The organism is Chryseobacterium sp. MYb328 (genome assembly GCF_037572595.1).
Taxonomy (GTDB): domain Bacteria; phylum Bacteroidota; class Bacteroidia; order Flavobacteriales; family Weeksellaceae; genus Chryseobacterium; species Chryseobacterium pennae.
In genome coordinates, this window is the sequence record NZ_JBBGZQ010000003.1 from 174,901 (window position 1) to 187,819 (window position 12,919).

The following is a 12,919-nucleotide window of genomic DNA, read 5'->3' on the forward strand; positions in this document are numbered from 1 at the left end:
TGGTCTACCGGAAAATGTTGTGAATAGCGATTTCATATTATTTATTAATGATTGAATTAATGGTTACTACAGCTTGATTAACTTGTTGGATTGACTCCAGATATTTTAACTGAATATTGGTTGCAGTTTGCAAAGCAAAAAGATATTCCACGTAAGATATTTCTCCCGTTTTATATCCTAATTGCGCTGCATTTACAATCTTTTCAGCATTGGGTATCGCCTGATTGGTATAATAATCATACTGCTGAATATCCTGCTGATACTGACTGAATGCATTTTCCAACTGTGTGGCAAGCTGCTTTTGCTGCATTTTTGCATTCGTTTCAGCCACCTGTTTTTCATATTCCAGTGCCTGAATCTTTGCTTTGGTAGCTCCAAACGTCAAAGGAATACCTACTCCTATTGTCGCTGCATTGAAGCGATTTGCACTTCCATAATACCTTTCCTGCCCATTGACTGTCTGAAAACCAATTAAGGACTGATTCGTATATCTTAAGCTGAAATCAGGCAGTCCTAAAGATTTTTCAACCTTTTTATTCTTCTCCGCAATTTCCATATCCTGGTAAAAAGCTCTTACAGAAGGATTGTTAGCTACCACTGCACTATCCAAAACATTGTCTACTTTCAGAGGTTCATAGTTTTGATTGAAAGGAACCTCAAAGTCTTCTGAAGTATTTAAAATGGTTTTTAAACTCTTATAAGCGTTATTTAAATATACCTCATTCTGTCTTAGCAACAGATCAATTTCTCCTTTTTGTGTTTCTGCTGTATTTATTTCGATTTTTTTAATATCACCTGCTTTAAATCTTACGGTTGCAATTCTGATAAAATCATCATACACCTTGTCAAGACTTGTCAGCTGTGCTTTATTAAACTGAAGATATTCAATCTGATAATAATAAGTACGCACCTGCCTGATCAGTTCATTTGCTGTTATCTCTTTATCAATCTGCTTACTTTTAATATTCTCATTGATCAAATCCTTTTTTGCTTTAAAGAGTGTTGGAAAAGGAATACTTTGAGAAATGGCAAATGACTGATCAAAATTCCGGCTGTTGTATTGTCCCAACTGAGCTTCTACATTTAGCTTTGGAAGTTCCTTAGATGTTGGTCTTAATGCTTCGGCTGATTTTATACTTAAATCTTTTGATTTTAAAACTAAATTATTATCTATGGCCATCTGCACTGCCTGTTCTGCGGACATCTGTTTGGATTGAGCTTTAAAAGTCTGCCCCATCATCATTAATCCTAAAACAAGAACAACCGTAAGAGTTCCCGTATTATTGTTTTTTCTTTTCAAAATCTTTGTGTTAAAAATAATATACAGCATCGGCAGTACAAACAAGGTAAGAAAGGTTGCGGATACCAGTCCACCAATTACCACTGTTGCCAAAGGCTTCTGAACTTCTGCTCCCGCTCCTGTGGAAATTGCCATCGGCAAAAATCCTAATGAAGCTACTGTAGCAGTCATTAAAACAGGTCTTAATCTACTTTTTGTCCCTTCATATACCCGTTTCAAAAGATCGGCCTCTCCATCTTTTTCAAGTTGGTTGAAAGTTCCTATCAAAACGATTCCATTCAGTACAGCTACTCCAAAGAGCGCGATAAACCCGATTCCGGCACTGATACTGAAAGGCATATCTCTCAGAAGAAGGGCAAATACCCCCCCGATAGCACTCATTGGGATTGCTGTAAAGATCAATCCTGCCTGTTTTAATGAGCGGAATGTGAAATACAACAGCATAAATATCAGGAGTAAAGATACCGGAACAGCAATCATCAAACGTTTGCTGGCTTCCTGTAAATTTTCAAATGCTCCCCCATACGTAAAGTAATATCCGGAAGGCAGCTTGATCTCTTTATCCAATTTTGCCTGAATATCTTTCACCACACTTTCTACATCACGGCCTTTTACATTAAATCCAATAACAATTCTACGTTTTCCCTGTTCACGGCTTATTTGAGCAGGGCCCAGTTTATAGCTAACATTAGCAACCTGTGATAACGGAATCTGAGCTCCTGTAGCGGTGGTAATCATTAAATTATTAACATCTGCAATATCGGATCTGTGAAGGCTGTCTAAACGAACTACCAAATCAAAACGTCTTTCATTTTCAAATACCTGTCCTGCAGCTTTTCCTGCGAAGGCAGTACTTACCGCATTGTTAACGTCTTCAATATTTAATCCGTAGTTGGCAATTCTTGTTCTGTCATATTGTACATTGATTTGAGGTAAACCACTCACTCTTTCAATCTGAGGGGCAGTAGCACCATCAACAGACTGAATCACTCTTCCTACTTTGTCAGCATATACCGCCAGTGAATCAAGATTTTCTCCAAAAATCTTCACGGCAACATCCTGTCTGATCCCTGTCATCAATTCATTGAAACGCATCTGGATAGGTTGATTCTTCTCAAAAAACACACCTGGAATAGCTTCTAATTTTTCACTGATTTCATCTCCCAGTTCATTGTAGGATTTTTTAGTTTTCCATTCGCTTTGCGGCTTCAATACTACGATCATATCGGTAGCCTCAGGTGGCATCGGATCTGTAGGAACCTCAGCTGAACCTGTTTTTCCTACTACCATTTTTACCTCATCAAATTGTTTGATAATTCTGGAAGCCTGCATTGAGGTTTCTATACTCTGGCTCAGAGAGCTTCCCTGAGGAAGAATACAGTGGAATGCAAAGTCACCTTCCTGCAACTGCGGGATAAACTCTCCACCCATCCCTTTAAAGATGAAAGCTGCAATGACAAAAATGGCAACCGTTGCTGAAACAATAATATATTTTATTTTAATAGCTTTCTGTAATAATGGCTGATACACTTTCTGGATTGCATTCATCATTTTATCTGAAAGTGTCTCTTTATGGGAAATCTTTTTAGATAGAAACAATGCACTCATCATCGGAATATACGTGATAGACAATATGGTGGCTCCAATGATGGCAAAACCTACTGTTTTAGCCATTGGAGTAAACATTTTTCCTTCCACACCTGCCAATGTAAGAATCGGAACATATACAATCAGGATGATAATTTGCCCGAATATGGCACTGTTCATCATTTTGGAAGCTGCACTTCCTACTTCTTGATCCATTTGAATCTGGGTGAGCACTCCTTTATTTTTATTGTGTAATAAATGAAGTGTGGCTTCAACGATAATTACAGCCCCATCAACAATAAGTCCAAAGTCTATGGCTCCTAAACTCATCAGGTTGGCACTTACCCCGAAAACATTCATCATTCCCAATGCAAATAACAAGGAAAGTGGAATAGCGGAGGCTACGATAAGTCCTGCTCTCAGGTTCCCAAGAAAGACAACCAGTACGAAAATAACAATTAAAGCTCCTTCCATCAGGTTCTTTTCTACCGTGCTGATCGCTCTGCTTACCAGATCTGTTCTATCAAGGAATGGCTCAATCACCACATCATCCGGAAGAGATTTCTGAATGGTGGGAATCTTTGCTTTAACACTTTCCACAACCTCATTACTGTTGGCTCCCTTTAACATCATGACCACTCCCCCAACAGCATCTACTTTCCCATTGTACGTTAATGCTCCGTATCGAACTGCGCTTCCCAGACGTACATCTGCAACGTCTTTTACAAAAATAGGAACACTTCCTGTTTCATTTTTTACGGCTATATTTTTTATATCTTCCAGAGATGATACCAATCCGATACCCCGGATAAAGTAAGCATTAGGCTTTTTATCAATATAGGCCCCTCCGGTATTTTGATTATTTTTTTCAAGTGCTGTGAATAAGTCGCTAATACTGATTCCCATCGCTTTCAAACGGTTGGGATCTATGGCAACTTCATATTGCTTTAACTCTCCCCCGAAACTGTTGATCTCAGCAACCCCCGGTGTTCCGTTAAGTTGTCTTCTGACAATCCAGTCCTGCATGGTTCGTAGTTCTTTAGCATTGTATTTTTTTTCACTTCCTTTTTTAGGGTGAAGAATATACTGATAGACCTCTCCCAGCCCTGTACTTACAGGAGCCAGCTCAGGAGTTCCCACTCCTTTAGGGATTTCTTCTACTGCACTTTTTAGTTGCTCACTGATCAACTGTCTTGCGAAATACACGTTGACCTCTTCTTTGAATACTACGGTAATTACGGAAAGTCCGAATCTTGAGATACTTCTTGTCTCCTGAATGCCAGGAACATTGGCAATACTTTGTTCTATCGGGAAGGTTACCAGCTGCTCCACTTCCTGCCCTGCCAATGTAGGACATACGGTAATGATCTGTACCTGGTTGTTGGTAATATCCGGCACAGCATCTACCGGAAGCTTGGTGGCACTCCAAACTCCCCAGATGATCCATACTAAGGTCATAAGACCAATGATCATCTTATTTTTGATACTAAATTTTATTATTTTATCTAACACGATTTTTATTTAATTTTATTGAAAATATAGGCGTACAGTATAGAATACTGCAGCAAAAATATCATGAAAACCTCTGCAATGGTATTGCAAAGTTTCAAGCAGATTTAGAAAGCATAACTTTCTAACAGTCAATAAAATTAAATTTTAGGAGGCTGCCAGATTGGATCGTATATCTGGTAAGCGAAGTCGTTTTTATGAAATAAGATTTTCTTTGAAAAATAAGCAGGAATCTGCTCAGGAATTTCCAGTAAAGGATCCATTTTAAATGCTGAAACCGTCATCTGACAACAGCTGCAGGCACACAGCGGTGAGCAGATATCTCCTTTCTCAGAAGAATGTGCCCCATGAATGCTTAATGAAATCTTCTTATTTCCTGAATCTACCGGATGAGATACGTCTTCACATGGCATCAGTGATAACGCCATGAAATAAATTGCAAGTATCCATCTTAAGAGGTTCATTGTTACAAAGGTAAAGTTTTTTTATAAAATGGGTGAATCATCGGAATTTTAAATAGATAATAAAAAGCAAAATACTTACTTACATAATACATCATTGAAAATCAGATTTTTGCACAACCTTTCAAGTATCTTTCAAAATAAATGCCATTAAGCATGATCTTTATTACAGATATAAATAACATACGTGTAAAGCCTGATTAATAAAGGATAAAATTTACTTTCCAATAGTCATTTACTATCTTTACAGATTTATTATTATTCTTAAACAGATACCACAAACAACTCCTTATTACGAAAAATATAAATGTTCAAAAATACAAATTGATGAAAAAATACAAATTAATTACATTCTTTATTTTCTTATTAATGCTTTACTCATGTGCCACTAAGATGGATTATTTTGAAATAATGAATGACCATAAAGATAAAGTTGAGTTAAGCGTAATCTCTTCGTTGAAGCATAAGGAGTTTATACTTATTGGAACTGAAGATAATCAGGAGAAGATTTACTTCATGTTAAATAAAGGAAAATCCTATAAAATGGTATATAATGAGGATAGAAAAGCTTTTATTTTTAATTTAAGAGTTGATGATTATAATTTTTATAGAAATATGGTAGGCGATCCTATATTTGTGAAGCTGGGAGATCAAAAAATAAAATTCAACCTCATACAACGCTAAAAACAAAGCTGGCCGCTCCACGCTGCAATTATTAAGATATTAAGAGACTTTTTTGGATTATGAAAATACACAAAGGGACTATAGAAGGAAATGATTTAGAGTTTGATTTAGCCTACATTGGCTACACTTTAACAATCGAACAAATACTATTTGTTATGAAAGCCATGAGTCCTGATTTTATTGAGATCAATGATAATATTTACTTACTTTCCCATTTTAAGGGTTATGGCGAGAACGAAGAAAATAGATTTGATAATACCCCGCAAGGAAGGGAAAAGTATATAAATAATCTTTCTATCTCCGATGTTTTTTATTTTTCTGAAGACATCAAATCTCACGAACCGGAAGCTCAGAAGAAAATAGGATTATCTGTTCTGGAATTTTGGAAGATGAGGCTTAACTATCTATTCCCAGATAAAGATTTTGATTTTACTTTATCTGAAAATGGACTGTTCGACGAAAGTGGTGTTTGTATTACCTTTTGTCAAAGTGTATAAAAATTCAATACAAACAGAATATTTTTATTGATACAATGATAAATGACCGCCTTATTTTTGAGGCACTTATTTTATATAAAAAACCACCGCAAAAGCGGTGGCTAAAAAATCAAATCTAATTATTAGACTGTATATTATAAATTGGGATTATTTTCAATCTCCTTCAGCGGAATACTGAATAAATAATAATTACTGTTCGGTACAAATGGAGTTTTGTTTGGAAAATCAAATACGGTATGTCCTTTCCCATCAACTGTTTTTACTGTTCCGTTAGGCATTGTTATCTGAACTTTAACTGGTTTTCCTTCTGTATCTACAAATGGTCTTCTGACCACTGTCCCCTGAGTTCTGATAATATCTGACAGAGAGAAGCCTTCTCCAAACAATTCTTTTCTTCTTTCAATCAGGATTTCATTTACTACATCATTCTGTGCTAATGAACCTGTATAAGCGTTAGCCTTTCTTGCAGCTCTCAATTGATTTAAAGCCGTTACTGCCTGTGCTGTATTTCCGATTCTTGCTTCGGCTTCGGCTTCGATCAGATGCATTTCTGCTGCTCTCATATAGACAATATCTGCAATAAGCGTTGACTTAAATTTAAATTTAGCATATCGCAGCAATCCTTCTCTTGACGGAAGATTATCCCATGAGAATAATTGAGCTCTGATATCATTGGTATCAAACAATTTTTGAAAATAAGGATCTGCCATAAAACTGTAGTAATAGCTCCCTGATGAAGATACATCCAGATAGTGGAAGGCATAACTTCCATCTGACTGCTCCTGAGTCTGTCTGCTTCCCCAGATCCATTCCTCGTTATTAATATCATTGAAGCCATCTTTATACTTTTCCGGAGCCATCAGAGGAAAACCTTCTCTTGCCGTTTTTGCAACAACAGCAGCTTTACTCCATTCCCCGGTATTCAGATAAACTCTTGCCAGGATACCGTTTACTACATTACGGTTGATCTTATCCTTGGTATTTCTTGTATAGTTCTTTAGCAAATTATCAGCATCCGTAAGATCACTTTTAATCAAAGTATAAATATCTTCCAGACTGGATTTTTTCTTTGTAACAGAACTTGTTGTTGAGGGTTCCGTATAGATTGGTGCAGCTAATGCTGTTTTATCTTTAAGGTAACTGAACTGATAAAAACTGGCAATATTGAGATAACAGAATGCACGCAATGCCTTTGCCTGACCTTTTACCTGATCTTTTTTGGTCTGGCTTCCTTCTGCAGCATCGATTTTAGCAATAACATTATTCATATTATTGATCGTAGAATAAAGCATCGTCCAGATAAATAAAGGACGGGATACAGTACTGTTGACCATTTCCGTAAAATCGTAGGTGGATGAGAACCCATATTTATTCGTTAGTACAGCAACATCGCTTCCCATCGCATCACTTGCTCTTAAAACAGTTGAATATCCGATATTGGCAAACGTAGTTCCGTCATTATTAAATTTTGCCCAGGTTCCGTTGATTACCGTTTCCGCACTTTCAGCAGTTTTGAAAACCTCTACGCTGGTAGCCTGATCTGTAGGAGCAGTATCCATTTCACTTTCGCAGCTTGTAAGCGACCATAATCCGATTAAAGCAAAAGATATATATTTTAATTTTTTCATTGTTTCAAATTTTAAAAGTTAAAACGTTGCCTGAAGGCCAAAAGTGATTGTTCTCATTGCCGGATACCTGTAATAGGTAGTTCCATCTATCGCCTGCTCAGGATCCATCCCTTTATGTTTATAGAAGGTCAGAAGATTCTCTCCCTGGATATAAATTCTGAATTTCTTCAGTCCCAGCGCTTCAAAATAATCTGACGGAAGCGTATATCCTAAACTTACATTCTTAATCCTTGCATACGTCCCTGAATAAAGGAATCTTGTAGATATGGAATTCCAGTTATTCGTTTTTGTGCTTAAAGCAGGAACATCCGTATAAGGGTTTTCCGGAGTCCATCTGTTCAACATTTCTGTGCTCCATGCACGTCCACCTGAATTTCCACTGTGTAAGATCGAGGTATAATCTGTATCAAGAATTTTTCCCCCAATTTTAAATGTAACCAACCCTGAAAAGTCAAAATTCTTATAGGTAATACTTGTACTTATTCCTCCTGTTAGTTTAGGCAAAGCAGAACCCTGCAATATTTTATTGGCCTTAGCATACTCTGAGGTTGTTCCTTCCACATTATTTCCATTGGCATCTTTCGTAATGGTTTTCCACAATGGTTTTCCGTTACTTGGATCTACTCCAACCCATTCCTGGATATAAAAATCATATACAGAACCTCCTACATTCAGCTGTTTGGTAGATCCTATCGCGAAAGGTCCGCCCGGCAATTTTGTTATTTTGTTATTGAGAGTACTCAGGTTAACATCAACATTCCACTGGAAATCGCTGGTTTTAACAGGGGTTGTGAACAATGAAAATTCAAAACCTGTATTCTTTATGGTTCCTATATTGGCAGGATAATCACTGATTCCCAAAGATGGGGCAACCGGGACATTAAACAGAAGGTCCTTACTTTTTCGCTCAAAATATTCCACATTTCCTTTGATTCTGTTGTTCAAAATCGCAAACTCCAGACCTATGTTCAGATTAAGGTTCGTTTCCCACTTCAGATTAGGCGTCCCTACTTTTTCCAGTGTCTTTCCTGGTTCTCCGGCCAGGCTAAAGTCTTTATATAATTCCGGATAAGCATAATACAGTGGCTGTCCGTTTGGCTTCAGTAGTTTATCATTTCCCTGTCCTCCATAACTAGCACGCAGTGTAAGCTGATTGAAAAAATTCAAGTTTTTAATAAACTCTTCGTTCGAAAGTTTCCAGGATCCTCCTACTGACCAGAATCTCCCCCACCTGTTTTCTTTCAAAAATCTTGAAGAACTGTCCGCCCTTCCTGAAGCGGATAAGAAGTATTTGTTATCAAAATCATATTCTACTTTTCCAAGAAAACTCAATAAGCTTAATTTATCACTGTTTCCTGTAAAATCTACCAGTAAAGAGGCTGCATCCGGCTCATAATAGTTAGGTAATGAGAAGCCTTGTCTGCTACCGGAAATGGTTTGGTAGTCATATTTATAAAATTCATGACCTCCCAACACATTAATATGATGTCTTCCAAACCTTTTATCATAGGTCAGGATATTACTGGTTGTATAAGAAAGGGTTCTGTTATTCGCTTTTGATACAGATCCTCCGGTCTCTTTACTTTGTCCAAGAAGTGGATTCGTATAATAGTGTTCATTATAACTCACAAGATCCAATGAAAAGCTTGATCTGAACTTCAGCTCCGGAAGGAAAGTCAATTCCATAAATCCTTTTCCCGAAAAGTTATCGATCTTATTTTCATTCTTATCTAATGGTAAGCTTGCTGCCTGGTTTTGATTCTGAAGGGCTGCAGTAGGTCTGTATTTTCCAAAATCATACACTCTGTTTCCTTCAGCATCCAATACATAAGATCCGTCAGGATTTCTTTCATAATAAGGATAGAAAGACGGTATTGCTCTCGCTGCCTGAATAATATTACTTGCTTTAGAATCCGAGGAACTTGGAGCCTGCTGAATACTGTTGGTATAACTTAAATTAGCCCCAACATTTAACCAGCTTTTCACTTCAGAATTGATCTTTAATCTTGTATTATATCTCTTAAATCCAGATTCAATTGCCATTCCTTTATCATCCAGATATCCTAATGAGAAGAAATAGTTACTTTTTTCACTTCCGCCACTGATATCCAGATCCACCTGATTTCTGGAAGCTACCCTTTGCAAAACGTCTCTCCAGTCATCATTCCATAAAGCTCTTGCTCCCGGTAATAATTTCCCGTCAGTTCCTATTGGTTTTGGATAATTGCCGCCATAAGGATTAATTCCCAGATTAGAAATAATATTATCTGTTGCCATCTGTGCGGCCTGTTGTGCAGAGATTGAACCAGATTGATATCCGTTTCTCATTGCCTCCCAATATAATTGAAAGTACTGATCCGTATTTACCTGTTCATAATCTTTTACGGCTCTGCCTGAGAATCCCTGACTGATATTAAGATTTACTCTGGCTTCCCCTTTTTTACCGGACTTTGTAGTAACGATAATGATCCCGTTCGCTCCTCTTGAACCGTACAATGCACTTGCCGTAGCATCTTTCAGCACACTGATAGATTCTATATCATTCGGGCTGATAGCGTTCAGGTTTCCATCAAAAGGAATTCCGTCTACAACGTATAACGGATCACTGGAAGCACTTACGGAGCCAATCCCACGGATCCTGATTGCAGATGTTGCTCCGGGTTGCCCTGAAGCTCCCGTAACCTGAACTCCGGGCACCATTCCTTCCAGCGCTTTTGTAACATTGGTTACAGGTCTGTTATTTATTTTATCACTGGAAATCGTTGCCACTGAACCGGTATAGCTGTTTCGTTTTGCTTTTCCGTAAGCTACGACAACCACTTCATCAATTTCCTTTTCTTTAAGTGTATCTTTTTTCGGTTTGGAATTCTGTCCGCTTACACTTACCACACCTAAGAAAAATGCAGCAACCGGTGGAATCCAAATTTTAGAATTGAATAAATTTTTATTAATCATAATCAATTTTATTTACCATATATTAAAATTTCACCCTTTACTGAAAAGACAGCAAAGGGCATCGATAAATACGATAAACCAAATGCTTATTTTTCCTTTAAAGGCTGAATGTAACACCTTACATAATGCAGGTTGTCAAGATATCATTGGGTCAGTTCCCTCCATCTTTCTTTATAAGCCGATCGAAATATGGTTGCAAAGCTATAAACTTTTAGTCTATAAAACAAGTAGACTTATTATTTTTTCATGATAAATTTTCAAAAATTAACATAAGTTTTTATTAAAAGCCATAGTAAAAAGGAATTACAAAGATTATCACTTTTTCAAACATGACAAAAATCATTATCGATAATTCAAAATAATATGGAAACAAAAAAAATGGCACTTGCGTGCCATCATCCAAATCAAATCTCAAAAAAACAGCCTGCGTACAATCAATGAAAACCTATTCCATAAAGCAATTCAACAATCGGTCCGCAAGCCATTAATCACCAAACATTGTATGTATCTATAAGTCAAAATCTCTAATTATAAATAAAATCTGATCATGAGCATTAAAAATTCGATCATAAGGTTCATTCTTTTTATGAAATGCTTTACAACAAATTTAGCCGTATAATAAATTACCGGAAATAGTAGAAATCCATCAATTACATCATAAAATATGCATTTGGGAGTATGAATTAAATATTCACCGAAAAACTTCAGGAACCGTTTCAAACTTTGAATTAAACTTCATAGACCCATAAAAAGAGACAGCTAATCAACTGTCTCTTTATTATATAAAATTAAATCTATCCTACTTATTGAGCAGCTTTCAGAGCTTTTACAATGATATTCATCATTACAATGGAGTTAGCAACATTACCCTGTCCGTTCCATTGCCCAATGACAGGCTTCTTATTAGCGTCTAGTAACCAAGGAGACGTATTACCACTTACCGGAGGTACAGTTCCATTATACCTAGTTACTCCGCCATCACCAAACCAATAGAATTCTTTAGTTTTAGATTTAAATGCTACAACATTTCCTGTAGTTTGAGATACTGACATAGCCTCAATTAAAGAGGAATCATAATTGCTTAAATCTCTTGAAGTACAGGCATCATTCCCTAATAAAGTGTTCCGTGCATCTCCAAAATCACCATTCAATGCAGAAGATGAAGGAATATTATAAGCAAAACAATCACTCCAGGTTCCCTGAGTTGCACCAGCTCCTGCGTAAGCCCTGATCATGTTTAGGGTATTCGCCCCAGTTGTTTCACTATACCATATAACAGTACCTCCGTTATTTACAAACATCTGTACAGCACTTACTTCCGCAGCACTTGTAAGATCATAAGTATAGGATACCAATAGTAATTTATACCCACCAATATTTAAGTCGTTAATACCGCCACTACTCACAACACGTCTTGTCACACTCCATTGTCCGGTTGTTTGGATCATCGCAGCAGGATTACTTCCACCAGGATAATAAGAACTGAAAATAAATGGATTATTCATTACAGCACCTAACCCGCTAGTAGTACCATCTACCCCAAAAGGAGATGCTCCTACAGAAAGTATTTTCAACTTAGACAAATCATATCCTGCATTTACGGTAAAGTTTACCGTACATGTAGAACCTCCTATGGTAACTGCAAAGCTTACTGTTCCTGCTGATGCAGGTGTCCCGCTTACTGTATAGGTAAGGCTTCCCGATCCATTATTCAAGTTCCCGGCAGCAATAGCAGCAGTAAGACCTGTTACCCCCGTAGAAGCAATACTTTGTGCCGCATAAGGACCTCCGTTACCCGCAGTATATGGGATCGTAAAGGATACTCCGCTTGCAGCCTGCCCATTTACCAAATTACCTGTGGAGGTGGCTCCTGCACAATTTAATACAGCAGAGCCTGTAGAAACACCGGTAATTGGTGTTCCACAAATCTGCAGCCATTGATTCTGAGGAGCAGCAGCCCAATAGTTATAACATTTTGTATCTGTATTATAAACCCATAAGCCATCTACAAGAGCATCCCCCATGGCAGGACCAATTGAGGTAACATCGGACGTTTTAAGCCTAGGGAATAATACCCCGGTATTATTTCCTTTAGAAACAATATCTAAAACTGTTTTTTGATGAGGATTAGATGTATCTATTCCTATTTTTCCTCCTTGACTGTATAATTTTGATAACAAAAAAATACAGAGAAATAATATTATTTTTTTTCTCATTATTGTTGTTTTTAAGTTGTTTTTCTATTAAATACTCTGTTTCATAAAAAAATTTAATTTTATATTAAGTTCATATATTCAT

Annotated in this window: 7 protein-coding genes and 1 riboswitch; of the genes, 2 read left to right on the forward strand and 5 right to left on the reverse strand. The window is 37.0% G+C overall.

The features are described from left to right. Positions 1 to 37: 37 nt before the first annotated feature. Together WH267_RS04825 and WH267_RS04830 are read right to left on the reverse strand one after the other, a co-directional pair. The gene (locus tag WH267_RS04825) at positions 38 to 4,399 is read right to left on the reverse strand and encodes a CusA/CzcA family heavy metal efflux RND transporter (protein WP_340006162.1); all 4,362 of its coding nucleotides are present in this window, start codon (positions 4,397 to 4,399) and stop codon (positions 38 to 40) included. Positions 4,400 to 4,536: 137 nt separating this feature from the next. Beyond that, complete coding sequence (locus WH267_RS04830) at positions 4,537 to 4,860, reverse strand: DUF6660 family protein (protein WP_340006164.1); 324 nt, start codon at positions 4,858 to 4,860, stop codon at positions 4,537 to 4,539. Between the two features lie 324 nt (positions 4,861 to 5,184). On the opposite strand from WH267_RS04830, the gene WH267_RS04835 reads away from it, so the two are divergent. Beyond that, a complete protein-coding gene (locus tag WH267_RS04835; RefSeq protein ID WP_340006166.1) occupies positions 5,185 to 5,541 on the forward strand; it encodes a hypothetical protein in 357 nt (118 codons plus the stop codon). A 59-nt stretch (positions 5,542 to 5,600) separates the two neighbouring features. After that, positions 5,601 to 6,038: a hypothetical protein gene (locus WH267_RS04840; protein WP_340006168.1), complete on the forward strand. Its 438-nt coding sequence runs from the start codon at positions 5,601 to 5,603 to the stop codon at positions 6,036 to 6,038. A gap of 134 nt (positions 6,039 to 6,172) precedes the next feature. Here the strand turns inward: WH267_RS04840 and WH267_RS04845 are convergent, their stop codons facing one another. From WH267_RS04845 to WH267_RS04855, 3 genes are all read right to left on the reverse strand, one after another. Then, positions 6,173 to 7,666 (reverse strand): RagB/SusD family nutrient uptake outer membrane protein, encoded by a 1,494-nt coding sequence (locus WH267_RS04845; protein ID WP_340006170.1) that lies wholly within the window; start codon positions 7,664 to 7,666, stop codon positions 6,173 to 6,175. An 18-nt stretch (positions 7,667 to 7,684) separates the two neighbouring features. After that, the gene (locus WH267_RS04850; protein WP_340006172.1) at positions 7,685 to 10,621 is read right to left on the reverse strand and encodes a SusC/RagA family TonB-linked outer membrane protein; all 2,937 of its coding nucleotides are present in this window, start codon (positions 10,619 to 10,621) and stop codon (positions 7,685 to 7,687) included. Positions 10,622 to 10,704: 83 nt separating this feature from the next. Continuing rightward, positions 10,705 to 10,801, reverse strand: a riboswitch (SAM riboswitch). Positions 10,802 to 11,424: 623 nt separating this feature from the next. Next, entirely contained in the window at positions 11,425 to 12,837 is a 1,413-nt protein-coding gene (locus WH267_RS04855; protein WP_340006173.1) for a hypothetical protein, read from the reverse strand. Between the last annotated feature and the right edge of the window lie 82 nt (positions 12,838 to 12,919).

Excerpts from the sequence above, each read along its gene's own strand:
- WH267_RS04835 (WP_340006166.1), top strand. The coding sequence starts at position 5,185 with ATGAAAAAATACAAATTAATTACATTCTTTATTTTCTTATTAATGCTT.
- WH267_RS04845 (WP_340006170.1), bottom strand. The coding sequence starts at position 7,666 with ATGAAAAAATTAAAATATATATCTTTTGCTTTAATCGGATTATGGTCG.
- WH267_RS04830 (WP_340006164.1), bottom strand. The coding sequence starts at position 4,860 with ATGAACCTCTTAAGATGGATACTTGCAATTTATTTCATGGCGTTATCA.
- WH267_RS04850 (WP_340006172.1), bottom strand. The coding sequence starts at position 10,621 with ATGATTAATAAAAATTTATTCAATTCTAAAATTTGGATTCCACCGGTT.
- WH267_RS04855 (WP_340006173.1), bottom strand. The coding sequence starts at position 12,837 with ATGAGAAAAAAAATAATATTATTTCTCTGTATTTTTTTGTTATCAAAA.
- WH267_RS04840 (WP_340006168.1), top strand. The coding sequence starts at position 5,601 with ATGAAAATACACAAAGGGACTATAGAAGGAAATGATTTAGAGTTTGAT.